Raw genomic sequence first — 26978 nt, forward strand, 5'->3', positions numbered from 1 at the left:
ATACAGTGAGTCGATTATAGATTTTGTGCTTTCAATTGTCGGACTGCATAATCGGCCGCCCTGGCCGTTAATGCCATGTAAGTCAGCGATGGATTCTGGGTCGAGGTGGAGGTCATGCAGGCGCCATCGGTTACGAATACGTTTTTGCAGGCATGTAGCTGATTCCACTTATTGAGCAACGACGTTTTCGGATCGCGGCCCATCCGAACGCCACCCATTTCGTGATTTTCACTGCCTGGAATCCGCCCGGTATCGATCTGCTTGATGTCCGTAAAACCCGCCCGTTCATACATTTCGGCAAACTGTTCAAAGAAGTCACGTAGCATTTTCTCGTCGTTCTCATCGTAGGCCACCGAAACGCTCAATTGGGGAATCCCCCAGGAATCTTTCAGCGTCGGGTCAAGCCGAACGGTGCTGATTTCTTTGGGAATGGTTTCGCCCATCATACTCGACTGCACCAACCAGGGGCCAAGTGTGCTGCTTGTCAGACGTTTTTTTAAATCGGCCCCTAATCCGCTCTGGTCGGCCTGCGAAGATCGACCCGCCGAGAACGTAGCGGCATAGCCCCGCAGAAAGTCCGTTTCCTGATGAATCACATTCCGGAACCGGGGAAGATAGCTGCTGTTGGGGCGTCGTCCCGAGGTAGTGGTGTCGGCAAAGCCTGCATACTGCCCTGCGACGCGCCCCCGGTAGCTGTGAAACGCGATGAATTTACCCAGCAATCCATTGTCATTGCCTAGTCCATGGGGAAATCGACTGGATGAGGAATTGAGTAAAATCTTATTGGTGTTCAGCGCCGATGCGTTGAGAAATAACACACGGGCGTAGTACTCAGTCATTTGTTTGGTATGCGCATCGATCACCCGCACGCCCGTTGCTTTCGCTTTTACTGGATCATAAATAATGGAATGCACGACTGAGTCGGGCCGTAAAGTGAGTTTGCCGGTTTTCAACGCCCAGGGAATGGTAGACGCATTGCTGCTGTAATAGCCCCCAAACGGACATCCCCGCTCGCACAGGGTGCGATGCTGGCAGCGAGCCCGACCCTGTTTGGTATGAATGGGATTCGGTTGGGTCAGGTGAGCGACCCGACCCATAATAACCGGCCGATCGGGATAGTGCTGACCCATTTTCTGTTTGAAATACGTCTCCACACAGCTCATTTCGTGGGGTGGCAAAAACTCGCCGTCGGGTAGCGTGGCCAGTCCATCGCGGTTGCCCGAAATCCCGGCAAAGCGTTCGACATGGCTGTACCAGGGGGCCAGATCAACGTAGCGAATGGGCCAGTCTACGGCAAAACCATCGCGGGCGGGGCCGCTGAAATCGAAGTCACTCCAGCGCTGGGTTTGCCGTCCCCACAGAAGCGATCGGCCGCCCACCTGGTAGCCCTGAATCCAGTCGAAGGGTTTTTCCTGCACATAGGGATGGTCGCTGTCTTTGGCGTAAAAAAGTGAACTACCCTCGTTGAACGCATAATTTCGGCTAGCCACCGAGTAGGCTTGTTTTGTCTGAAGCGATACCTCCCCCCGGTGTTCGAACTCCCAGGGATTCATCATCGCCGTGGGATAATCTGTTACGTGCTGCACATTTCGTCCCCGATCCAGAAGCAGCGTTCGCAGGCCTTTATCCGTCAATTCTTTAGCCGCCCAGCCTCCACTGATACCCGATCCCACCACAATAGCATCGAAGCTGTAATTATCTATGTTTGTATTTGCCATGACGTTATGTTAACCTTCTGTTTTACGGGCTCAGACAGGAATAAAACAGATGCCTGATCGGTATGTAAACTACTTATTAGGGTTAATTTGGATGCTGTCGGTCAACCCGGTACATTTATTCAGTTCAAAAAGGCGGTCATTCGTCATGGCTACCTATCCAGTATGTATTCCATGAAAATCAACGCGATAATAACCGGCGCTACCGGCATGGTGGGCGAAGGTGTTTTACTCGAATGTCTCACTCATCCCGATGTTGAGCAGGTGCTGGTCATCAACCGGAAACCGGGTGGTGTATCGCATCCCAAACTGAAGGAAATCATCTACAATGATTTCTTTAACCTGAGCCCCATTGAGCAGCAGCTGGCGGGTTACAATGCCTGTTTTTTCTGTCTGGGTGTATCGTCGGTGGGCATGGGCGATGAGGAATACAAGCACCTGACGTACGACCTTACCCTGAACGTAGCAAAAACGCTGGCAAAACTAAACCCAGACATGACATTTACGTACGTTTCTGGCGCTGGCACCGATAGTACCGAAAAGGGGCGACTGGCGTGGGCACGAGTAAAAGGGGCTACAGAAAATGCGTTGCTGCAGCTATTCAAGAACGCGTACATGTTCCGGCCAGGCTTTTTGAAAGCGGTTCCGGGCCAGAAAAACGTGAAGAGTTATTACCGATACCTTGCCTGGCTATACCCGATTGGCCGGGCACTTTACCCGGCTGGCTTTTCCACCCTGGAAGAATTGGGACTGGCAATGATCAAAACGGCAACGGTGGGTTACGAGAAACGAATTCTGGAAGTAAAAGACTTCGTTGCATTAGCGAAACGGTAGGTTTAAAACGCAGCGGGCCGAAACAGAACTTCCCGAATGTTTTGAATTTTGGGAGGTTTAAGCGCATTAAAGACACAACGACGATAGCTAAACAGGAGAGCGTCTGAAACCGGATTTGTGGAATTTGAGCACCGCGAACATCCTTGCGTTACAAACCAAACCCACAGTCTCATGCTTCACGTCAACGCTCCAGAGGCCGTCGCGCTCTCCTACGACGACATTATTTTTCAGAACCGCAACCGGGCTTACGGCGCCTTCGTACTACGTCAACAATACCGTTCAATTATCACCCGTGCCGTAGGATTGGGCATCGGTTTGTTTCTGGCTGCGCTGGCAACTCCTACGCTTTACGCCCGGTTCTGGCCCAAAAATTCTATTGATAGGGAGTTGTCAATGAAAGAGGTAACGCTGACAAAAATTGCGGAGCCGCCAGTCGAAAAACCCCTTATCATCCCGCCTGCTGAGCAGGCACCAGCCGTCAATACAGTACGAAATTTACCGCTCGTTGTGATGCCCGAGGCTGATGTGGTTGAGGAAACGTTGCCGCCTACGGTGGAGGATTTTAAGGATGCCACGTCAGGTACCGAAACCGCCGAAGGCACGGGTGAGGTGGACGTGATTGCAGCCCCGGAAGCGAAACCCCCGACGGTTCAGGAAAAAGCCATTGAAATTGAGGCCAAATCTGATGAACCCTTCATCATGGTCGAGCAACAACCTGAGTACCCTGGCGGCATGACAGCGCTGGGCGATTTTCTTAGCAGGAGTCTGAAGTATCCTCGCGCGGCAGCATCAGCGGGTGTATCGGGTAAAGTTTTCGTCAGCTTCGTTGTCAACTCCGATGGAAGTCTCACCGATTTGCAGGTCTTGAAAGGTATTGGATTTGGCTGTGATGAAGAGGCTATTCGGGTCATGCAGAAGATGCCCCGATGGAAACCCGGCAAGCAGTCGGGGCGGGCTGTTCGGGTGAAATTCAATCTACCCATTTCGTTTACGCTGGAATAGGAAATCGTTACGTTTGATACCGCAGGTGTTCAGGCCTTAGAATCAAAAAATGCTTGATTTACCTCTACCAGTCTGAAGAAATTCAGGCATCACTGTCACTGATACAGAACTCAAATTATTGTATCAAACGCTATCGGTTTAGGTAAAAGCAACAATGCCACACCCGTTACTAACGGGTGTGGCATTGTTGCTTTTACCTAATCAGTTATACGCCTGGGTAACCCGGATTCTGAGTTTTCAGGTTAGGGTTGTTTAGCAACTCCTGCTTTGGAATTGGGAGCAGCAGATGTTTTTCCTGCAAAGGCTGATTATTTGAACTTGGATTCACGTGTCCAACGAAATTATCGAAACCACTGGTTTTATCATTGTACACTTTCCGCAGACGAACCATATCAAACCAGGTAATTTGCTCGTAGCACAGTTCGTGCCAACGCTCCCGCCAAACGGCTTCCCGGAAGGTAGCCTGCGTGTACGTTCCCAACGCGGGTGTCGTCAATTTAGCCCGGTCACGAATACGCTTCATGGCATCGTAGGCAGCCTGGGTTGGCCCACCCACTTCGTTCTGGGCTTCTGCATAAATCAGCAGTGTTTCTGCGTAACGAATCTGCGGCACGTTCAGGTTATTCTGACGGGTACCAGCAACGCCCGACGTACCGTTTGCTGTCCGGTTGAAGTGCTTGAATACGTAAGGGGCGCCTAAGCTGAACTGAGCACCGTTGCCATTGGTATAATACGTCGTGTAGAAGTACCCTTCCTGATCCTTAGCCCGCAAATCGCCTGGTTCATATGAATTGTAAAAACTAGGCACTGGAACTGAGCTACCCGTTCCACCAGGACCATTATAGGTAACTGGTTTAAAGTTCGGGTAGAAATTGTCCATTGGGTTACCAGCTACACTTGTATTGTACTGGATTTCGAACAGGTGTTCTATCCGGTTCTCAGTGCTTTCACTATGGACATCGTTATAATTCGTAAACAGGTTGATTGTACCTGGATTCGCATTGGCATAGGTAATCACTTCCAGCGCTTTGTCGGCGGCTAACTTATAGTGCGAGGCTCCTTTGCTGAGCGGGAAGCCAGCCATCGTCAGATATACTTTGGACAACTGCGTTTTGACGGCGGCTAAGTTAACCCGTCCGGTTACGTCCATCCAGGCCAGGCCAGCCCCTTCGGCAGCAACCAGGTCGTCGACAATCAGTTTGTAGACCTCCTCCTTGGATGCACGGGCCGGCAGGAAGTCCGCCGAATTTACCGTTTGCGACTTGGTAATCAAGGGAATATCACCCCATAGTTGAACCGCTGTAAAATAGGCCGAAGCCCGCAGGAACCGAGCTTCACCCAGAATTTTAGCTTTCTGAGCGGCATCCATTGGCGTAATAGCCGGTACCTTGTCAAGTACCTGATTGGCATTAGCAATCACGCGGTACAGACCATTCCAGTAGTTAACTACGTGCGCTGTATTGCCGTCATGTACTAACCCATAAAGGTTATTGAGGTCGGAGTTTTGCGCAGTTTCCGTAGTGGATGTACCCGTCAGGGCTTCCAGCAATTGCCAGTTGCTGGAGAAGATACCAGCCCCTTCGCCCATGAAACGCAGGCTGGCGTATACCGATGCCAGAGCTGATTCAGCTTGGTCAGGAATCGTATAAAAACTATCGGGGGTCAGGTTCGATGGAGCCTTTTCTTCCAGGAACTCCTTACAGCCAACGGTGCTGGTTAGGGCAAATCCGCACAGCAAGGCCCGGCTTACATGTTTTACGAGTGTATGTCTCATTCGATGAAATTTCTAGGTTAAATGCATTCGTGGATTACAGTCCGATCTGAAGACCCAGCAGATAGGTGGTTGGTTTGGGGTAGTTGTGCCAGATTTCACCCTGCGAGAAGGCGCTGTTATTGTCGCCAGTACCCTGATTGGTTGGGGTTACTTCTGGATCGCCAATAATGGGGTCATCTACCAACAGGAAGAAATTCTGCGCCGAGGCATACACGCGAAGGCGGTTCAGTTTCAACTTGTTCGTGATTGCAGATGGTAAGGTGTAGCCAAGCAGCAAATTTTTACCCCGTAAGAATGAGCCATCCTTAACCCAATGACTATCTACGTTGGTTACATAACCCGCACGCGTATCCCGAATTTGCGCAATCATTGTATTCTGATTGGTTGGCGTCCAGGCGTTCAGTACGGAGGTATAGCTGTTTGCCAGTGCCTGCCGGTCTTCACTAGGGTGCAGGTTCATGAGCAATACATCGTTGCCGTACATATACTGCAATTCAAGCGTAGCATCGAAGTTACCTAACTTGAAGTTGTTAGTCAGCGCACCCCAGCCTTTTGGACTGCCGTTACCAATAATACTACGGTCAGCATCGGTAATGGCTTTATCACCATTTACGTCCAAATACTTGATATCACCAGGCAGCAGAGTCAGGCCATTCCGATAGCTGGTAAATTGAGCAGCCTGATCGCGTTCAGCTTCACTCCAGGTACCCAGGCGAGTGAGACCCCAGAATGAACCAACCGGCTCACCAATCCGAATGATGTTGGTTTGGTTTGTAAAGTTCGGTCCGCCTACACCGAAAATATCGGATGGTGTAGCCAGCGACAGCACTTTATTGCGGTTAAGCGAGATGTTGAACGTAGTGTTCCAGGTAAAAGAACCCTTGTTGACGTTCACCGTATTTATAGAAAATTCGAAGCCCTGGTTCTGCATCGACCCTACGTTCCGGCGAATAGTGCCATAGCCGCTGGTGCGTGGAACAGGTGCGTCAAGCAGCATGTCGGTGGTTAGACGATAGTAGTAGTCCAATTCCATATTAACCCGTCCTTTGAACAGACCAATTTCTAAGCCTACGTCTGTCTGGGCTGTTTTTTCCCATTTCAGATCGGGGTTTGCCAGGCGGTTAATCCCGGTTCCACTAACCCGTGTGTCACCGTAGACGGTGGTGTAGGTAGAGCTAAGTAACGACAGCGACTGGTAAGGGGGAATCTCTGAGTTACCAGTTAGTCCATAGCTAGATCGTAGTTTCAGGTTGGAGATAATCGAATTACCTTTCAGGAAGTCTTCTTCCGAAATACGCCAGGCTAAAGCCGCCGAAGGGAAAAAGGCAAACTTGTTGTTTTCCCCGAATTTAGACGAACCATCGGCCCGCCCCGTTGCGGTAAACAGATACTTGTTTTTATAGCCGTAGTTAACCCGACCGAAGTAGGAGTTAAAGGCAAACCGCGATGCTTCTGATCTAACTGAAGGGTTAGTAGCGCCAGCGTCTATGTTGTTGAAGCCAAAGTAGTCGGTAGCGAAGCCACTAACGCTGGCACCTATATTGAACGTATTCGTTTCCTGCCAAGAGATACCCAACAAGCCTGTAAACGAGTGGTCCTGACCAAACTGCTTATTGTAGGTCAGGTAGTTTTCCAAAGACCAGAACGATGTACGAGTATTGGCAACATCAGCGTTACCGTTACCACCGATGTTCAGTGTACGGGTTTGCGACTGGTTGACTTCCTGGGTCTGGATATTCGTACCCAGAACAGTCCGCATTTCCAATCCTTTAGCGAAGGTAATGTTGGTAAACAAACTTCCTATGGCCGTCTGGGTATTCTGAATGTATTTACGGTCCATCAGGCGGTGTACTGAACTCATTGTACCTTCGGCCTGGGGATAGTCGCGGTTTTCAGCGAAGATCCCTGTATCTGGGTACCGTACGGGCAGGAACGGAAAGTCTTCGACAATTTGCCGGGCAACGGCATCATTTACGTCCACCAGGTTTTCAGTCTGGTTGTTGTAACTCAGCGTACCGCCAATTTTGAGCCAGCTTTTTACCTGATCGTCAAGGGAGAAGCGGCCAGAATACCGTTTCATGTACGACGTTTTGATAAGCCCCTGATCGTCCCGATAGTTGAGCGAGAGCGAATACTGGGTGCGCTCGTTACCACCACTGAAACCTAACTGATGGTTTTGTGAAATGGAATTCTGCGATGATTCCTTAAACCAGTCGGTATCGTACAACGGGTTCAGATTGGCATCAAAAACACCTGGGTGGGCTGCACTGAATGCTTTCCGCCGAACAACAGGGTCCAGGTTCGAATATTTGCCAGAGGCCCAGCCGACGGGGTCAAACTTGGCTATGTTGGCATAAGCCAAATCCTCCGTAGCTAAGTACTCTTTCGCGTTTAGTACTTTAGGCTTGTTGGGCCCAATGGTATTCACGCTGAACTGCGTATCATACGTAACCCGGCTTTCGCCAGCTTTACCTCTTCTGGTCGAGATCAGAATAACACCATTCGCTCCCCTGGCACCGTAGATAGCCGTTGACGAAGCATCTTTCAGTACTTCAACATTGACAATATCGTTCGGGTTAATGTAGTCAATCGGGTTACTGAACTGATCGCCAGTACCCTGTGGAAGCATAACGCCGTCTACTACATAAAGCGGGTTGTTCGAGGAGTTAATAGAACTAAATCCCCGAATCCGAACGGTAGTACGACCACCGGGACGACCCGAATTTGTGTTTACCTGCACACCAGGCAACCGGCCTGAAAGCTGCTGGTTAAGCGAAGGGGCTGGCCGCTCCAACAGTTCAGCCTCTTTTACGCCAGAAACGGAACCCGTCAAATCCGATTTTTTTGCCGTACCATAGCCGATAACGACAATCTCATCCAACACCTTGCTGTCGGCTTTCAGGCTAACATTCAGCGATGTTTGGTTCCCTACTTTCACTTCTTGAGTTAAATACCCAACAAATGAGAAAACTAACGTAGCCCCACCCTCGGGTACGTCTAATTTGTAGCGACCTTCAGCATCGGTGACCGTACCGCGCTGTGTTCCTTTCAGGATAACGCTCACACCCGGTAAGCGTTCGTTCTTTTCGTCAATAACCTGACCAGTTAATGTTCTGTCTACTAACTTTTCTAAGCGAATCGTTACGTGTTTGCCAGATACGTTTCCATCGGGAATTCCAGCAGCTTGGGTTAGGGTAATACAAGAGCAAACCAGGAGGCCTTGCGTAACAGACAGCCTCATAAACCTGCCTGGCAGGATATGCGGTCGTAAAGGTTTTGCCATAGGACTTTTGCCGTTCAAATGGGGCGTTTAGAGTTAAGTTGGAAATAATTGAATGCCCAATTATCCAGACCTAGAAATAGTATTGCGAGTATATCTACTTATCCATTCCCGAGTTTTTATTAAAAAAATTAAAAATCTTATTATAAGTGGGTTAAAAATCTTGTTATGATAAGTTGAAATTAAACAACTGTATATTTCTCAACAAGCTCACTATTAACCTTATAGCCTATTTTTAGATTTGGTAAGCAGTAGGCCGTATAAATGACCTTCTATTGTTTTAATCTCAAGATTAATAAGGAGATACAAATTAAAGGAGCGTATTATTACCATGCCACCGAGATAAGGCAATAAAATTAGCCTGGTTGGCAACCCGTCATGACCAAAAGCGAACAGCCTATAAAAATACCAACTCTATCTACGACTACTGTCGGCACAAATTCACGTCAGAATCTGTTATAATTATAGTCGTCCATAACCGGTTGGCAGTTTACTTATGCAACCTGATTCCAGTATTAATATAATTTCGAGTACCCAACGTATCACCGACCGTCGGCCCGACTCGGTTGACCTATGGGAAACGGCTCATACGTTAGGCTTTCCGGCTGCTCTCTGGCGATTGCCCAATCAACGGGATAAGCACCTGATTGTGTCTTTCGAGAAAGTATTGCCCCGCGTGGCGGCAGATCTTGATGAATTACCGGCTGGTTTTCTCATCAGCCCCTTCGACAACCTCAATACAGATACGCAAAGTCCTGATCAGACACTTTTCTTACGGGCCGATTTGCAGGCTATTTTTTCTGCTGAAAACCAGGCCGACGTCAAAGCAGTCTCTGGTGAAATGACCGATAGGTTCTGGCAAGCCTGGCATTCTCTCCCTAAGCCCCAGCCTGAACAGCCTTCCAATTCGGAAATGCTCACCGTTCTATCCGACGCCGGTGCAGAGGCCTTATATGTCCGTAACGTAGCGGAGGCCGTTGAGGCCATGCAGCGGGGTGAATTTCGAAAAGTGGTCCTGTCACGCACAAAGCAGGTGCAGTTTGCCAACGTTCCAAATGCGGTTACGTTGTTTGATAAACTTTGCCAGGCTTATCCAACAGCTTTTGTATCAGCTGTTTCTATTCCAGAAAAAGGACAGATCTGGATAAGTGCCACGCCAGAACGCTTGGTAAGCATCGACGCTGATGGTATTTTCCGGACGGCATCACTGGCAGGTACCCAATCAGCCTTTGAGCCAGATGGCACGCCCAAACGCCCTCCGGAAGCGATGTGGTCGCAAAAAGAAATTGAAGAGCAGGCACTGGTGAACCGCTATATTATTGAATGTTTTAAGAAAATACGGTTGCGCGAATACGTAGAAGAAGGCCCCAAAACGATTATAGCGGGAAATCTTATGCACCTCAGTACCTTCTTCACAGTCGATACGCAGGCGGTGCGCTACCCGCAACTTGGCACGGTTATGCTGCGGTTACTTCACCCGACTGCGGCCGTATGCGGAACTCCCCGCGACGTAGCATTTCGTTTCATTAACCGACATGAAACTCACGACCGCGAACTCTACAGCGGTTTTCTGGGACCCGTAAATATCGACACAACTACTGAAGGAGCGGCAAGTAATCTATTCGTACACATCCGCTGTATGAAACTTGAAGGCAGGCTGGCTACCCTCTATGCGGGTGCGGGATTGACCGAAGATTCGGTCCCTGAACGCGAATGGCAGGAAACTGAAATGAAATGCCAGACATTACTTTCAGTGATCAGTAAATAATAAAGCAGTTATCAGTAAGCCGCTCAAGCGAAGCCTATTGATAACTGCTTTATTATTTACTGATCACTATTTATTCTCCTTCAGCGGGATCATTTGGCGCCCGGGAACCTCCTTTGGCCGTACGATTACCCGCTTCACTGGCTGCCGACGATTGCGTGTCTGCATCGGGTGCGGTGCCCTCCGTATCATCATCGGCGGTCGTTACCATCGGTTCTTCATCCGGATCTTCTGCTCGTTCGTTGAGTGCCATACTAGTAGGTAGTTAAGAAAATAGGGTTATTCCATGCTATCATCATCCAGATCGTCATCAATGGAATCATCGTCTAACTCCTCCAGATCATCTTCGCTGAACTCGTCTTCAATGTCGTCCAGATCATCGGCTCCATAGCCACTGGCGGCTCCAGAACCTAATTCATCGAAATCGGCTCCGCCGTCCAAATCATCGTCCTCATCATCGAACGTTTCGGGATCGGGGTTTAACATCAGCACGTCCTCGTCCTGATCAAACGTTGGCTGGTAAATCATGGTCAATAAAGTATAAAAGTTAATTCATTTCTCATAACGCAGCTCTTTCCCGGAAGGTTTGTTCAATTAATGCACTAATTGGTAAAACGCTCCGAAACCACGTAGTCCATTTGCAGTTGTTTACATTACAACCTACAAATTACTGTCGGCAAACATAGCAATCCGCTTCCATAAACCTACTACTTCATCAATGAAAAATTACCAGCTTCGGCGCTTATCCAACCAACCCATTCTGCAAACAAGCGATGTTAAGCCATCTATTGACGGTTTTGATGTGCTGGGCGCGTTCAATCCGGCAGCCTGTTTCTTTGGTGATGAAGTCCTTATTCTTCTGCGCGTAGCCGAAGCGCCAAAGGCTCGAAATGGCTATATTTCAATACCCCTCATTGAGGAACAGGACGGTGTTCCGACATTGACAGTCAAGCATTTTCCGGAACCATATGAGCCTTATGACCCGCGCGTCGTTACGCTCCAGGGAAAAGTTTATCTGACGTCTTTAAGCCATCTGCGGCTGGCACGTAGTAAGGACGGTATCCATTTCACGATTGACGAAAAACCATTTCTGTTCCCAGCCCGAATGGATGAATCATTTGGTATTGAGGATGCTCGGATTACGTTTCTGGAAGGAAAATACTGGATCACCTATACCGCTGTGTCAGAACATGGACCAGGTGTCGGACTCGCCGTGACAACCGATTTCGTTCATGTTGAACGTATTGGCATGATTCTGCCTCCGCCTAACAAAGACGTAGCCATATTTCCCAAAAAAATCAATGGACAGTATATGCTTCTGCACCGGCCAATGGTATCAGAGATCGGCAAACCATCGGTCTGGCTGGCCGAATCAGCCGATGGCGTTCATTGGGGAAACCATCGGTATCTGTTCGGCGGACGGGGACAGTCCAGCCCAGACCTGTTGGCTTCACCCTTTGCCTGGGAAGGGGGCAAAATTGGCGCTGGACCAGAGCCGATTCTAACGGACGAAGGCTGGCTGATCTGTTATCATGGCGCCGACCCGACTCATTCCTATTCATTAGCGCTGGCCCTACTGGATAAAGATGATCCAACGAAGGTACTCGCCCGCTCCGACGTGCCGCTCCTAACACCGGAGTTGCCCTGGGAACGCGAAGGCTTCTTTCCGAACGTAGTGTTTTCGAACGGCTGGCTGAAATGGCCTGACAATAGCGAGCACGCAGGTAAAATCTGGGTCTATTATGGCGCTGCCGATTCGGGCGTGGGGCTGGCCGAATTGATAGCGGAATAAACTAGCGCGAGTCGTTCCAGTGTACCCGTATCAGTCGTGCTCACAAATCCAGAATATATGTTTTACGCGCGATGTCCATTGTCAGCGAGGGATCATAGGCAGCATTGACCCGGTTAGCATTTTCCGCAACCGTGAGCGGAATACCTGCTTGTTTACGGCGCTGGTTTACGGTTCTATAATCGGCAATGGGCCAAACGAAACACCGCGACTGATTGGACGTTCTGATCTTCCGGCAGGCGACCTGCGTACCATATACCTGTGGTTTCTGGGCGTACATCAACGAACGATCGAGCATAAGCGCGTACTGCTGAAAGGGTAACTCGCCCTCTTCGGCCGCTTTTTTGACCGCAGGCAAATACGGATCTACCGTATGGGCGTGTTGAATGATATAAAAGGTGGCTTCATTTGTGGGGGTACCAACCAGCGTTTTACCCGGATACCCATATTGTTTCAGAATCGCATCAGCGCGGGCCAGATTACTGGTATCAGTTTTGATCTGTTCAGCCCACAATACACCGGCCAGTTTTTTGCGATCGGTCTTATAAACCAGACTTAGGCTATCAGTTAAGGGTTGATTGTTCCCCATCCGTGTAAGCCACTGTCTATTACGCTGATCCAGCACATACATGCTGTCCAGTTCGTGTTTAAGCTGCTTATTTATCTGTCCAAAGGCGGAAACAGACAGACAACCGAAAAAGAATAGTAAGAATCTCATAATAAACTGGCTAATTAGTTGAAGCACAAGCAAAGGTGCTGTCTTTTATTTATTTTCGTTTGTCTCTAACTGCTCTCTTGCATGTATCGCTTCCATCAACTTCTGATCTGTTGTTTTCTCTCTACTTCCCTCTTCGCCCAGAGCCAGAAACGCCCGCTCACGGCTGCCGATTATGATCGCTGGCAAAGTGTCAGGTCCGAAAAAATTTCCGACGATGGCCGTTGGATTGCGTATCAGGTCGACCCGCAGGACGGCGACGGTCGACTGGAAGTAACGGCTACTGGAACGTCCAGCAACCGCACACGCTATGTTTTCCCACGCGGCTACCTGGCACAATTTACGCCCGACAGCAAATTTTTAGTGATGCGCCTGAAAGTGCCCGTCGCTGATGTTCGCAAAGCTAAACTCAAAAAGAAGAAATCGGATGAAATGCCGAAGGATAGTCTGCTCGCACTAAACCTGACGACGGGTAAGGCCACAAAATTACCCAACGCGAAATCGTTTACGTTTGGCAAAGAGTCGGGTTCGTGGCTGGCGGTCTTGCAGGAACACAAAGAGACCAGCGACAAGGCCACTCCCAAGACGGCTTCTTCCCTGAAAGATACGCTTAATCCATCAGCACCGGTTTCGACAACGTCAGTTGCCACGCGAAAAGGCCCCTCTAAAAAACCCAAAGGTGATGACCTGACGCTACTGAACATGGCCGATGGAACCCGTAAAACCGTCCGCTACGTATCGAACGTAGTGGTGTCAGACAATGGCCAGGCGATATTTTACAATAAAGAATCAGCAAATGATTCCCTGAAAATGAGTGACAAGGTAGTGCCGGGCGTCTTTTTGTTTAATACGACCAATGGGCAAACGATGCTTGTGGATACCAGCTCGAAACGCAAAATTTATAAAGGATTGGCCATCGACAAAAGGGGACAGCAACTGACCTGGATGGCCTCGGCCGATAGCGCGGGAAGCGACGTGAAAGTGTTTACGCTGTACTACAAAAATCTGGCTCCAGCAGTTGCGGCAAAAGGGAAACGTAGTAAACCCACAGTGCCCGAAGCTCCCTTCAGGATTATTGCCGATACGTTGACGGCCGCCTTACCCAAACGCTGGTCGGTGAATGAATATCGGGAACCGAAATTCTCTGATGATGGTAAACGGCTCTATTTTTCTACCTCGCCCATTGCCCCAAAACCAACGAAAGATACGCTGACGCCCGATGACGAGAAAGTACGAATGGACATCTGGACCTGGAAAGACAGTCGACTGCAACCCATGCAGCAGCGTCGGCTCAAAGAGGAAAAAGAGCGCGGCTTTCTGGCGGTCTATGATCTCGTATCCGGAAAAGTTATTCCCCTGGCTAACCGCGAAGTTCCGACGGTTGACTTCGATCCAAAAACCAATCCCCGTTACTTACTCGGCCTGAGCGACCTCCCCTACCAGGTTCAGGCCTCGTGGGACCCCGGCCATACGGACCTTTACCTGATTGATACGCAGACCGGCGAGAAGAAACGAGTCGCCAATGACATCATGGCGTCACAACCTAAACTTTCGCCCGAGGGGAAATACGCGTACTGGTTCGATGAGCGCGATTCGCTCTGGCGGGCCTGGTCGGTGATGGATGGGAAACGTATTGATTTAACGCGTGGCCTGCCCAGCAAATTCTTTGATGAAGAGCATGACACGCCTAATCTGCCCGGTTCGTACGGCTCGGCTGGCTGGACAACCGGCGACCGCTACGTATGGCTCTACGATCGCTACGACATCTGGCAGATTGACCCTACCGGCAAAGAGAAACCAGCCAACCTAACGTCGGGATGGGGTCGTAAAAACAAAATCCGGTTACGTCGGGCAGAAGTAGACAATGACGATGAGGCTACGCCTGGTCGGCGGTTTAGCGGCCCCGAAAAAGCAATTGACCCCAAAAACGAAATATTCCTGACGGGCATCTGGGAAAGCGATAAAGCAACCGGCATCCTGAAGAGTAAAAATGGACTGGCCGTTGCCGAACCCACCGTGCTGACACGTAGTAATCACCGGTATTTTGGGATGAACAAAGCTAAAAATGCACCCGTTGTTACGTTTTACCGCGGCAACTATCAGGAGCCAATCAATCTGTTCCAGACCGACACAACGTTGGCAAACCCGGTGCAACTGACGAAGGTAAACCCTCAACAGGACAGCATTCGCTGGGGCAGCGTCGAACTGGTGAAATGGATAGGTACAAATGGCATTAAACTCGAAGGGTTACTCTTCAAACCCGAAGGCTTCGATCCCAGCAAGAAATACCCCATGCTCACGTATTTCTACGAGCGCAACGCCGAAACGCTGAACGACTACAAAGCACCCTCACCAAGTCGGTCAACGATCAACATTCCCTATTGCGTCTCGAACGGGTATCTGGTGTTCGTGCCAGACATCGTCTACACAACAGGCCAGCCTGGCCCAAATGCGTATGACTGCATTGTGCCGGGCGTGCTAAGTTTACTGGATAAAGGCTTTGTCGATCGCGACCGGCTTGGCATTCAGGGCCAGAGCTGGGGAGGCTACCAAACGGCGTACATCATCACGCGTACGAACCTGTTCCGGGCGGCCGAAGCGGGGGCGCCTGTGGCCAACATGACATCGGCTTATGGCGGTATTCGCTGGGAAACGGGTATTAGCCGGGCGTTCCAGTACGAGAAAACGCAGAGTCGCATCGGTGGTACGCTTTGGGACAAACCCATGAATTACATCGAGAACTCTCCGCTTTTCTTCGCTAACCGCATCGAGACACCCCTGATGATGACCCACAATGACGCCGATGGTGCCGTGCCCTGGTATCAGGGGATCGAGCTATTTTCGGCGCTACGTCGGTTGAATAAACCCGTCTGGATGTTAGTTTACAATGGCGAGGGGCACAACCTGACCCAGCGTCATAATGCGAAAGACCTGAGCATCCGGCTCTATCAGTACTTCGATTATTACCTCAAGGATGCGCCTATGCCCGTCTGGATGAAAGAGGGACGTAGCGCCGTCGAAAAAGACCGGGGCGAAATGAAGTACCAGACGGCTACAGATTCAAAGGAGTAGGTTGGTAAATAACTGAAACAGCGTCTCAAAAGGTATCAGGCATGTTGCTTGGTACTCTTTGAGACGCTTTTCTTATAAGAACTATCTATATAGCTTTTGCGTGTAACCCCCAACCCCCTGAAGGGGGGCTTAGCCCGGCAATTCTCAACCTAAGCCCCCTTCAGGGGGTTGGGGGTTATATAGATTACCTAATTGTAATTAAGTTTCACTTAACCGCAAACTCAACAGTCTTTCCTTCGGTGATTTCCTGATTTTTTGCCAGTTGATGCGTTCCTGCATCCTGAACAGTAAACCGGCGAAGGCGAAGTTTGCCGCTAAGCACCGACACTGATACGTTCGTCGTTGAATTCATGCGGGAAACCGAGCAGGTTCCCCAAGCCGAGCCATTCGACCAGAAGTACGTCCCCGGTTTTGACGTAATGCTCATCGTTTCCGTTACGCCCGAGTAGCGGAACCCACTCCAGGCCAGCACAGCATTCCAACTGGTCATTGATCGGGCGTAGTGATAGCCGCACTCGGGTTCGTTAAATGGATTCCGTTTACGTCCGTCAAATCGATTTCGAATGCTCGTCAGGCACTTAAGCGCATTTTCGGTTTGTCCTTCGTAGAGCATGCCAACGGCCGCGCAATACTCAAAGCCAGTCATGGATTCGGCAAAATAGGGAAACGGCACTTTCAGGCGTCCTTTTGGCCAGCTCGCCATCAGCAAGCCAGATTCGTCGCCCAATACGTAGGAACGCATATTATTGAAATGATCCGCGAAGCTGTCGAGGTAATTGTATTTCATGATGCTTTGCAGCGTCGTCTGGATGTGGCTTCGATCCGCCAGATAACCTAATCCCAACGAATGCGCCATCATCTGCCCGACCAGTTGATCGACCAGACAGCCTTTTCCCAATTGATAATCCGGTACGTTCACTGTTGAATCCTGTTCCCAATTCAGGAAATCAAACGTCTTGGGATCAGTGATTTTCTGTTCGTAATACGTACCATTAAACAAATGCTGGTCGACCCAGGCGCTCCCCTTTTTAAACAGATCATCGCACTTCCGGGCCAGCGCTTTGTCATTCATGGCTACGGCCATTTCGCTGGCGGCTTTCAGCGCCCCGAGGTACCAAAAGCTCATTTGCGGATTCGGCCCGAAATAATCCACGTCCATCGTATTATGCTGACGACCTTCCATCACGCCATCCTGGTTGCCATCCCATCCACCCTTAATCCAGGTGTAGTTCAGGACTTTTTTCACCTGCCCCCAATTCTTTTTCAGAAATTCAGGATTACCCGACAATTGCCAGTCACGGTAGAATTTCAGGATCGTACCCATTTGTCCATCGGCAGCGGCCCCTGTCCATTCCTGCGCTTTCGACAGCGGCAGCATCACCCGGAAACTCATTTTACCGATGTCGTTGGTCGCATAGTTGAACTCAATGTCGCGCATGGACTGGGATAAATCGGCGAAGAGAAAAGCGGTTGCCTGTTCATAATTCCAGACGTGCGTGCAGGAACCGAAGCAGGAACCGAATTCATCGAAAACGCCCTCCCACCCCATCAGGTGCCCGCTGGGAATCCGAAAAACCGTTTGGGAACGTAGCGTGGCCAGATTGAACAAAGCCGCTTCTTTAATGACGTCGGGGTAATCGCTACGTAAGAAGGCATTCACAAACTGAAGCGTTTTCTGTTCAAGCGCTGGTAAGCGAGGCAACGTTTTGGTGATGACGTCCCAGGCATCGGTATACTGCGTTGAGTAGTAGTTGCCAATGGTTTCCTGATCCTGTTTGGTGGAGAACGACGTCCAGGCTCCGCGATTCGGGAAATTCCAGGTTATAAAAAACGAGAAGGTCTGGGTCTGACCGGGCGCAATGACTTTCTGAACGGCCAGCGATGCCAGTGGGTCATCATCAACGAGTTTACTCTTCTCCGTCAGGGTGCCGTCGGCGCTAAAATCGTCCCAGAAATCGAGCATGGCATTTTCCCAATCGTTGGATCGCGAGCTGGTACGGTAGCTCACGCCGGTTGCACTGTTCGTCGTTAAGGCCATGGTGCCCCAGGCCGCTTCCTGCCGGTTCACGCTATCGGAATACATGTAAATTCCCTGCACGCCATTCCCGGTTTTGTAGACATTCACGTTCTTCTTAGCGCCTTTGGGAACAATATCGCCCTTCCAGTCTTTGTCATAGCGGCTGCCATCTTTACCGATGTAGTTGCGCATTGACCCGCATACCGAAACCGTTTGTGGCTCGTTGCTGGTGTTCGTCACCTCGTAAGCCAGCACGGCAATGGGAATGCCACTGCCATCTGCATCGCCGGGAATGAATGGATTGAATCCTTTTATTTTAACGGTTACGGGCATTTTTGCATCCGATAGACTAACCTGCCCAAACGGATAAGCCGCATCGAAAGAAGCTTCCCTAAAACGGGGGAATCCGTGCTGGTTAGCGGGTCGGCCTTCGTAGTGCAGATATTCTGCCGGGTCCAGTGGCCCAATCAGTGCTTTTGTCATCGGCACACCAGTTTTCGGTCGCACATTTATGGCAAAAAACGGCGCATTATTCCCAACAGTAACCGTACTGAATCCTTTGGCAGGTTTATTCATAATCTCCCAATCACGCAGTTCACCCCGGCCACCCAACGAAACGGTTCCCGTGCCGATACCGCCCAGTGGCAAGGCAATCTGGCGCAGGTGATCTTTATCGTAATGTTTCAGAACGGGCCATTGAGCGGGTTGCCATTGGGCCAGACACGGAGGAGTTGTAAGGATCAGGCAGCTAACGAGCCAATAAATAGATTGAGGGAAGAAATCGTTTTTCATAAAGGCTCCTGTGTAGGTATCAACTCCGTGAACAAGTTGCGAACGAATCTTAGAAAGGTTACGGAGGGTCAGTTCTAACGCCCGACACTAAATGGCTCAATACTAATTCAGCAGCCTTGCTACGTTCCCGGCCCGGCGAACCATTGCCGGAAGGGCTAGGTTATTCACATTCAGGATAAGCCAGAACCTTATCTGCGAATTTGTACCGCCGTGGATCAGACCCTTTTATTGATTACCCCGCCTTTTACGCAACTGAATACCCCGTATCCGGCGACGGCTTACCTGAAAGGGTTTCTGCAGACCAAGAACATACCAGCCTACCAGACTGACTTAGGAATCGAGGTCATTCTGGCCTTATTTTCGGCCAAAGGACTGGCGTCGATGTTTGCGGCACTGGACGCTGCCGATGCTGAACTGTCCGACAATAGCTACCGTATTTGCCAGCTACAGGACGATTACGTCAGCACGATTGATCCGGTGATTCGATTCCTCCAAAACAAAAATCCAACGCTGGCGCACAGTATCTGCGACCGAACGTACCTGCCCGAAGCCTCGCGCTTTGCGCAGTTAGAAGAACTGGACTGGGCTTTCGGGACGATGGGGCTTCATGATAAAGCGCGGCATCTGGCTACGTTATATCTCGAAGATTTGAGCGATCTGATCCAGGAAGCGGTTGATCCGCATTTCGGATTCAGCCGCTACGCGGAACGGTTGGGACGATCAGCCACCCATTTCGATGAGTTGCACGAAGCGCTGCAGGCACCTCACACACAGATCTCGTCTATTCTGGTCGAGATTCTGGAGCAGAAAATTCAGCAGTGGCAACCGACCGTCGTGTGCCTGACCGTTCCCTTCCCCGGCAATTTGTATGGTGCACTCACCTGTGGCAAATACCTGAAGCAACATCATCCTGACGTAAAAATTGTGATGGGTGGGGGCTACGCGAACACCGAACTACGTTCCCTAACCGAACCCCGTATCTTTGATTACGTGGATTTTATTTGCCTCGACGACGGTGAAGCCCCGCTCCTATCCTTGCTGGAGCACCTGTCGGGACAGCGTGAATTGAGCCAGCTAAAACGTGTGTTTGCACGAATCAATGGCGTCGTTACGTACCATAACGGGGCCCATGAAAAAGACGTACCACAACGAGAAACCGGGACACCCAATTATCGCGATCTCCCCTTACATGATTATCTGTCGGTCATTGAAGTCGTCAATCCGATGCATCGGCTTTGGAGCGATGGACGCTGGAATAAACTGACGCTGGCTCACGGTTGCTACTGGGGAAAATGCTCGTTCTGCGATATCACGCTGGATTACATCAAACGCTACGAGCCCGTTACGGCAGCGCTTCTGGCCGACCGGATCGAAGAAATTATCGAGCAGACGGGTCAGAACGGGTTTCACTTCGTTGACGAAGCCGCACCGCCCGCCCTCATGCGCGATCTGGCCCTGGAAATCATTCGTCGAAAGCTGACCGTGACCTGGTGGACTAATATTCGATTTGAAAGTAGCTTTACGCCAGACCTTTGCACGTTACTGAAAGCATCGGGCTGTATTGCCGTGTCGGGCGGCCTGGAAGTAGCGTCTGACCGCTTGCTGGATCGCATGAAAAAGGGCGTGACCGTAGCGCAGGTGGCCCGCGTAGCCGATGCCTTCACTCAATCCGGCATTATGGTTCATGCCTATTTGATGTATGGCTTTCCAACTCAAACAACCCAGGAAACGGTTGATTCGCTGGAAATGGTTCGTCAATTGTTCATGAACGGCGTGGTGCAATCCGGGTTTTGGCACCGGTTTGCCATGACCGCTCATAGTCCCGTTGGCGTCGATCCAGCCGCTTTCGACGTCATGCGAATCGGCCCTGATGTAGGCAAGTTTGCCGACAACGACCTGGAACACACCGACCCGACCGGTGCTGACCACGATTTGTTTTCGGAGGGATTACGGAAGTCGCTATTTAATTACATGCACGACGTTGGGTTCGATTTGCCGCTCCAAAAATGGTTTACGTTTACCATACCTGCTACGTCCATTCCACCCCGCTACATCGAGAAAGCAATTAGCCAGGCCTCCGACAAAGAACCGCGATCGAACGCGTTTGTTATCTGGCCGGGCAAGCTGCCCAGTATGGAGGTCTTCGAGTTGCAGAAAGGTCGAAAGATAGTGGAAATGGCCGAATTAGAATTCTACAGTAAACAAGGCCAATGGTTGCTCGAAACGCCAGTCGCCTTAGGTCAGTGGTTGATGGACGTATTACCCAAATTAACCATTAGTGCGAATGAGCCTTATTCATTTGCTCAACTGAAAGCCGATTACCAAGCGCATCACTACGGAAACTTTGACACCTTTATGCAGTCGCCCGTCTGGGCAAAGCTCCGGGAACATGGGCTGCTGATTGTCTGATTACCGATTAACCTGGTCCTTGTTTGGCGTAGTCTCCGACTACACCAAACCGCTGTATAACAAAAAGTGCGTAACGGCTTCTGTTACGCACTTTTTGTTATCATTACAAGTTTATTTCTGCTGTTCGTACTTATCCTTGTAGGTCTTGTACAATCGCTTGTGTCGGTCGTCCAGATTGACTTTGCGGCCCTGGATGAATACTTGTTCGATTATGTTCGTCCGCATGTCCAGTGCATCCCCCGCCGACACGAACAAGGTCGCCTGTTTACCCTTTTCCAACGTACCAACGAGCTTGTCGATACCCAGAATTTTGGCCGTGTTCGACGTCACCATTTTCAGCGCTTCTTCGCGGTCAGTAACGCCAAAGCCAGCGGCAGTGCCCGCCAGAAACGGCAGGTTACGAGTCCGCCACCACTCGTCCGCATAACTCAGACCAACCAGTACGCCCGCCTTTTGCAGGATACCCGGCATCCGGTAAGGCAGATCCACATCTTCGTCTTCGCGGTTAGGCAGCCGGTGCAAGCCACTCAGAATGACCGGTACGTTGTTATCCTTTAAGAACGTTGTAACGCGGTTGGCTTCTTCACCGCCAACAATCACCACCCTGGGCACGCCCATCGACTTTGCGAACGTAACGGCCTCAATGATGTCTTTGCCGTAATCGGCCCGAACATACAGGTTCTGTTTACCCGAAAACAGCCCACGCATGGACTCCAGTTTGAGGTTGCTTGGCGTCGGATTTGGCAAGGCGGCATACGCTTTAGCGTCGGCAAACGTGCTCTTCAACGCATCAATCGCTTGGGTGCGCTTGTCGTTCTTCTTGATTTCGGTAGTAAAATCCTCGAAGTTGAAGTTACGGGCGAAATAGGTCGGCCAGTTGAGCCAGATGCCGTCATCTTTCACCAGCGCAGCATCTTCCCAGTTCCAGCCGTCGGCCAGCATCACACTTGAACTCCCCGAAACCGTGCCACCCTGGGGCATAGCCTGGGTGATCAACACACCGTTATTACGTATCGTCGGAATAATTTCAGAATCGGTATTGTAGGCAATCAGCGACCGGATATTAGGGTTCAGAATGCCAATTTCCTGCTTGTCAACCGTCGCCCGAACCGCGCCCGTTTCCTGCAAACCGACCGTCGACGCGGGTGAGATGATCCCCGGATAAACGTGTTTCCCCGATACGTCGATGACTTCCACGTCGGTAAGGTTGAGTTTGACGAGCGTACCGTCAACGACGTTGGTGATGACCCCATTGCTGAACAGCACGATGCCATTTGGAATGACCTGGCCGTTGCCAACGTGGACCGTACCGCTCATCAGCGCGATGGTTTTAGTCTGCGGCCTGGCCGGAGCCGGATTTTGACCATAACTCGTGAGCACAGTCAGGGCTAATATTGGAATTAGTAGTTTTTTCATGTTGATTTTTTTAACACAGAAGTAACTGAGGTAAACGCGGAGGTCATAGAGAAACAAATCATTGAAATCTCATAAGTCCCGGTCACGCTTTATTTTCCTTCCTCCTCTCCTTCTGCCAGAACACCTTCAATGTCTTCGCAATGCCACATCCGTGCCCGCTTGAACGTTGGTTTCGTTGTCGAAGCGCCACCGGATTTTGCCGCCAGCATTTTCTGGATCAGGCGACCCCGTTCAGCCTGCATGGCATCCCGTTTTGGATCTTCGTCCTTGAGACTAAAGTAGATGGCTCCATCAATCATCGTGATTTCAGGGCGGGCGTAGATGGCCAGCGGACTTGCATTCCACAGCACCAGGTCAGCATCTTTACCAACTTTAACACTACCCATGTGACTATCCAGGTGCAGCAGTTTCGCGGGATTCAGCGTCACCATTTTCCAGGCATCTTCTTCGGCCATGCCACCATATTCGACGGTTTTAGCGGCCTCCTGATTCAATCGGCGGGCCATTTCGGCATCGTCGGAGTTTATTGAAACCGTTACACCCTGGCGGTGCATGAGAGCCGCGTTGTAGGGAATCGCATCGTGTACTTCCACTTTGTACGCCCACCAGTCGGCGAACGACGAACCGCCCGCGCCATGTTTCGCCATCTTGTCGGCCAGTTTATAGCCTTCCAAAATGTGCGTGAACGTATTGACTTTAAAGTGCAGGGAATCAGCCACTTTTAGCAGCATGTTGATCTCCGACTGCACGTAGGAGTGACACGTAATGAAGCGTTTGTTAGCCAGAATTTCAGCCAGTGCGTCGAGTTCAATATCCCGGCGTGGGGCAATAGCGGATGCTTTCTCTTTAGTGTTCAATTTGTTATAAGCCGCCCAGCCAGCCGCGTATTCTTTGGCCCGTGTGAAGTGGTCCATATACACCTGCTCAACACCCATGCGGGATTGCGGAAAACGTGTCAGCACGCCCGGATTCGGATAGTTGGCCTGCTTTACGTTCTCGCCCAGCGCGAACTTGATAAACCCATCGGCACCTTTAATGAGCATGCCCTCAGCTGGTTCGCCCCATTTCAATTTCACAATCGCCGACTGGCCGCCAATAGCGTTGGCGGAACCGTGGAGCAACTGCGATGCCGTAACACCACCGGCCAACTGACGGTAAATATTGATGTCTTCCGGGTTGATAACATCGGCCATCCGCACCTCAGCCGAACTCGATTGAGCTCCTTCGTTGATCGACATCAGCGCGATGTGTGAATGTTCGTCGATGATGCCACTGGTGAGGTGTTTGCCCGTTCCGTCGATCACTTTGATATCCGCCGGAACGGGAAGGTTTTTACCAACTTTAGAAATCTTACCGCCCGTAACGAACACATCAGCACCTGTCAGAATGCCATCTTTTTCGTTGGTCCAGACCGTCGCGTTACGTATCATAACGGTTTCTGCTTTTGGTTTCCGGGCATTACCCATCCCCACAAACGGATACATCACGGTAGCCAGCGCCGTCGTGCTCGCCGGACCAGCCGTCGTTGACGTTGCCGAGGTTGACGCAGGTGCCGTCCCCAAACGCTCTGCCGACCACGTAATAACTTTGCCATCAGGTGTTTCGCCATCACCCTTAATCGTCGTTCCAGTGCGGTAACCCGTCAGCCGCGTGGTGCCGGGCTTCTTTTTGTCCAGTTGAACCTGAATCGAGATCAAATCGCCGGACAGCGCCACTTTGGGCGTTATCTTGACTGTATCGATCAGAATCTGGTATTCAGGCTTCTCGATCGACTTGCCCGTAATGTTCAGTTTCAAGTTGGATTGCGTACCAATCGTCATGTTCCAGGTTCCTCGAAAATCAGCGGCATCTTTGTTGGTCACGATGTACTGCTTGCCCCGCATCCAGTTCTCATAAATCACATTGTCGGCACTGAACAGATTGCCGGACGTAATAATAAAGTTCGCCAGGCGCCCTTTCTGCAACGTACCAAGCTGATCGTCAACCCGAATCAACTTGGCGGGCACCGTCGTCAACGCAGCCAGCGCTTTCTCTTCCGTCAATCCATTTTCGATGGCCTTGCGGAGATTAGCCCAGAAATCAGCCTTGTTTTTAAGCCCTGCCGTTGTCAACGCAAACGGAACAGCCGCCTTGGCCAGCAATCCGGCATTCATAGGCGCCATTTCCCAGTGCTTGAGCTCAGCAATCGATACATTGTCAGCGTCCCAGGCATCTTCGACATCATACGCCTGCGGGAAATTCAGCGGCACAATCAGGGAGGCACCCGTTGCTTTCACTTCATCAATCCGCTGATATTCATCGCCCGAACTGCGGATAACGTATTGAACACCAAACTCATCACCGATTTTGTCGGCCCGAATAATGCCCAGTTTATCGTTGGCTTCAAAAATGGCGGGCAAAGCCTGATTCCGGTTAAACGCTTCCAGCGACATGTTCGCCTGCTCCTTGCTACCCCCTTTTTTATACCAGTCAGCATCATACATCGCCTGCCGTATGAGGGCGACTACGCCCATCATGGAGTTTGGGTATTGCTGCCCCGACGAACCTTTGCTGAATGAATAGTGCGCCGTAACGTTTGGCTTCAGTACCAATGTATTTTCGCGGTCATCGGCTAGAGTTACCAACGCGCCCGTACCCCGAGCAATGCCATCGTGCTGGTGAGTCAGCACCGCGCCAAAACCCAATTTACGTAACTCGTCGGCTTGTGTCGGGTTCGCTTTGAAAATCATACTGGCATCGTTTTCGGGCTGAATGGCCTGATTCCAGTAATATGCGCCTTTCTTATTCGACTCCATTTGCGGAACGCCACCTCGTCCACCGCCGGGTCCACCCGTGCGGGTCATTACGGGCATGCCATAGTCGGAATCGATATCAATCAGGGCGGGGTAGATCCGTTTCCCTTTCAGATCGGCAACGACAGCCCCGGCAGGCAGGCTGACATTGGTGCCAACGGCCTCGACCCGACCATCCCGAATAAGCAGTGTTGCGTTTTGTAATGTCGTTTGAGGATCAACGATAATGGTTGCGTTGGTGAAGGCATATACCCCCGGTCGCTCATCGTAGACGCCATTGCGCGGAAAGGTGGTCTGAGCGGCAGCCGAATACAACAAACCGGCCGTGAACAGGCCAGTCAGGAAATATTTTATCATGAAATTGACAAGTTGATGATTGGGTTAACCCTCAAAATTACGGAACTAAACAGGCTTTCGGACATTTTACCCAAAGAAGATTTTGCAAAATGTATTAATTACAAACGGAGTTTTCCCTGACAGTCATTTTTTTGGTTAGGTTCACGTTTTCATGCAATTATTTTAAAGTATAATCCCTTGTGATGAAAACTGATTTACCCCGTATCTTTTGCCGATGAAAACCAGTTTCTGTATCGTTTCCCTTCTCCTGTTTTTATCCTGTAGCGATCCAACCCCTGTTTTACCTTTAGCCTTCCAGGAATTCGATGGTAAAGTAGCGTTGGTAACACCGTCCGGCGTGGTGAAAATAAAGCTGAATCAGGCCGTAAAATGGCGAAGTACAGGCGGTCAAGTAACTCAGGACCAGAACAATATGCTCACCTATGCAGCACCAGCCACGTCAGGCATGCAACAGGTGGTTATTAAACATCCGGACAATCCGTCCGACAGTCTGGTGCTTTCTATTGCCGTCACACCCAGTGCGGCCCTTTTCCAATTGCTACGTAGCGGCAATAACGTACTGATTTTCCGCCATGCCGCAGCCGATGTAGGTAGTGATCAAACCGCTTCGGTAGTGCCCGACTGGTGGAAATCCTGCGACTCGAAACTGGCCCGTCAGCTAAATAGTCAGGGATTGCAGGATGCCGCTACTATTGGCAAAACAATTAAACGGCTCGAAATTCCCATAGGTCGAATGCTCTCCAGTGAATTTTGCCGCGCTTTTACCACGGCTTCGCAAATGGCGACCGGACTGACCATTCAACAGACGAACGGGTTGACGTTAACGGTTTATGATGAAGCGAATCGTTGCGATAACACGCTCAAGCTGGCAGCCAGTCAGCCACGCGATACCAAAAACACAATTTTCATTACGCATACGGGTATACGGGTTCAACAACCTGATTGTGATCTACTGAATAAGCTGCAATGGGGTGATGCGGCACTATTTACGTTAAATGAGAATAAAACCACTACGTATGCGGGTACAATTCCGGTGAAAGACTGGACAGATTTAGCCCAGTAAAACCCAATCAATTATGGATACGGTTTTTTTATGACCTAGAACATGGTGTTAGCGAGTAAGGGACACCCGGAAATCACCTTGCAACATTCAGCTATTTTTTTGCGTTTGGATGAGCAACATGTCAGACTATTCATGTCAATGACATTTGTCCGTTCTCCACTTTAGTCGACTTCCTTAGTACTACCC

Annotated in this window: 16 protein-coding genes; 7 read left to right on the forward strand and 9 right to left on the reverse strand. The window is 50.4% G+C overall.

Going from position 1 to position 26978, the window contains the following annotated elements; translation table 11 throughout:
• Nucleotides 1-14 precede the first annotated feature (14 nt).
• Complete coding sequence (locus BM202_RS03055; RefSeq protein ID WP_093822978.1) at nucleotides 15-1718, reverse strand: GMC oxidoreductase; 1704 nt, start codon at nucleotides 1716-1718, stop codon at nucleotides 15-17.
• Between the two features lie 171 nt (nucleotides 1719-1889).
• Between BM202_RS03055 and BM202_RS03060 the strand changes: the two genes are divergently transcribed.
• Both BM202_RS03060 and BM202_RS03065 read left to right on the forward strand, forming a co-directional pair.
• On the forward strand, nucleotides 1890-2549 hold the full coding sequence (locus BM202_RS03060; protein ID WP_093823619.1) for a Rossmann-fold NAD(P)-binding domain-containing protein: 660 nt from the start codon (nucleotides 1890-1892) through the stop codon (nucleotides 2547-2549).
• Nucleotides 2550-2720: 171 nt separating this feature from the next.
• Nucleotides 2721-3551: an energy transducer TonB gene (locus BM202_RS03065; protein WP_093822979.1), complete on the forward strand. Its 831-nt coding sequence runs from the start codon at nucleotides 2721-2723 to the stop codon at nucleotides 3549-3551.
• A 205-nt stretch (nucleotides 3552-3756) separates the two neighbouring features.
• On the opposite strand, the gene BM202_RS03070 is transcribed toward BM202_RS03065, so the two are convergent.
• Nucleotides 3757-5325, reverse strand: coding sequence for a RagB/SusD family nutrient uptake outer membrane protein (locus BM202_RS03070; RefSeq protein WP_093822980.1), 1569 nt, complete (start codon nucleotides 5323-5325; stop codon nucleotides 3757-3759).
• Between the two features lie 34 nt (nucleotides 5326-5359).
• Nucleotides 5360-8608, reverse strand: a complete 3249-nt coding sequence (locus BM202_RS03075; protein WP_177236487.1) for a SusC/RagA family TonB-linked outer membrane protein — start codon at nucleotides 8606-8608, stop codon at nucleotides 5360-5362.
• Between the two features lie 493 nt (nucleotides 8609-9101).
• Between BM202_RS03075 and BM202_RS03080 the strand changes: the two genes are divergently transcribed.
• Nucleotides 9102-10373, forward strand: coding sequence for a chorismate-binding protein (locus BM202_RS03080; RefSeq protein WP_093822982.1), 1272 nt, complete (start codon nucleotides 9102-9104; stop codon nucleotides 10371-10373).
• Between the two features lie 70 nt (nucleotides 10374-10443).
• Here BM202_RS03080 and BM202_RS03085 read toward each other — a convergent pair whose 3' ends face one another.
• Together BM202_RS03085 and BM202_RS03090 are read right to left on the reverse strand one after the other, a co-directional pair.
• A complete protein-coding gene (locus BM202_RS03085; protein WP_093822983.1) occupies nucleotides 10444-10623 on the reverse strand; it encodes a hypothetical protein in 180 nt (59 codons plus the stop codon).
• 26 nt (nucleotides 10624-10649) lie between these two features.
• Nucleotides 10650-10898, reverse strand: coding sequence for an adhesin (locus BM202_RS03090; RefSeq protein ID WP_093822984.1), 249 nt, complete (start codon nucleotides 10896-10898; stop codon nucleotides 10650-10652).
• Between the two features lie 190 nt (nucleotides 10899-11088).
• Here BM202_RS03090 and BM202_RS03095 point away from each other — a divergent pair, with 190 nt between their 5' ends.
• Entirely contained in the window at nucleotides 11089-12162 is a 1074-nt protein-coding gene (locus BM202_RS03095; protein WP_093822985.1) for a glycoside hydrolase family 130 protein, read from the forward strand.
• Nucleotides 12163-12202: 40 nt separating this feature from the next.
• On the opposite strand, the gene BM202_RS03100 is transcribed toward BM202_RS03095, so the two are convergent.
• A complete protein-coding gene (locus BM202_RS03100; protein ID WP_143100623.1) occupies nucleotides 12203-12877 on the reverse strand; it encodes a DUF6624 domain-containing protein in 675 nt (224 codons plus the stop codon).
• Between the two features lie 81 nt (nucleotides 12878-12958).
• Between BM202_RS03100 and BM202_RS03105 the strand changes: the two genes are divergently transcribed.
• A complete protein-coding gene (locus tag BM202_RS03105; protein WP_093822987.1) occupies nucleotides 12959-15946 on the forward strand; it encodes a S9 family peptidase in 2988 nt (995 codons plus the stop codon).
• A gap of 205 nt (nucleotides 15947-16151) precedes the next feature.
• On the opposite strand, the gene BM202_RS03110 is transcribed toward BM202_RS03105, so the two are convergent.
• The gene (locus BM202_RS03110; protein WP_093822988.1) at nucleotides 16152-18755 is read right to left on the reverse strand and encodes a GH116 family glycosyl-hydrolase; all 2604 of its coding nucleotides are present in this window, start codon (nucleotides 18753-18755) and stop codon (nucleotides 16152-16154) included.
• Between the two features lie 210 nt (nucleotides 18756-18965).
• On the opposite strand from BM202_RS03110, the gene BM202_RS03115 reads away from it, so the two are divergent.
• Nucleotides 18966-21164, forward strand: coding sequence for a B12-binding domain-containing radical SAM protein (locus BM202_RS03115; protein WP_093822989.1), 2199 nt, complete (start codon nucleotides 18966-18968; stop codon nucleotides 21162-21164).
• Between the two features lie 111 nt (nucleotides 21165-21275).
• Here the strand turns inward: BM202_RS03115 and BM202_RS03120 are convergent, their stop codons facing one another.
• Entirely contained in the window at nucleotides 21276-22580 is a 1305-nt protein-coding gene (locus tag BM202_RS03120; RefSeq protein WP_093822990.1) for an amidohydrolase family protein, read from the reverse strand.
• 89 nt (nucleotides 22581-22669) lie between these two features.
• Complete coding sequence (locus tag BM202_RS03125; RefSeq protein WP_093822991.1) at nucleotides 22670-25729, reverse strand: amidohydrolase family protein; 3060 nt, start codon at nucleotides 25727-25729, stop codon at nucleotides 22670-22672.
• 214 nt (nucleotides 25730-25943) lie between these two features.
• Between BM202_RS03125 and BM202_RS03130 the strand changes: the two genes are divergently transcribed.
• Complete coding sequence (locus BM202_RS03130) at nucleotides 25944-26792, forward strand: histidine phosphatase family protein (RefSeq protein ID WP_093822992.1); 849 nt, start codon at nucleotides 25944-25946, stop codon at nucleotides 26790-26792.
• Nucleotides 26793-26978 lie beyond the last annotated feature (186 nt).

Origin of the sequence: Spirosoma endophyticum (genome assembly GCF_900112365.1) — a bacterium.
In the GTDB taxonomy this organism is placed as follows: domain Bacteria; phylum Bacteroidota; class Bacteroidia; order Cytophagales; family Spirosomataceae; genus Spirosoma; species Spirosoma endophyticum.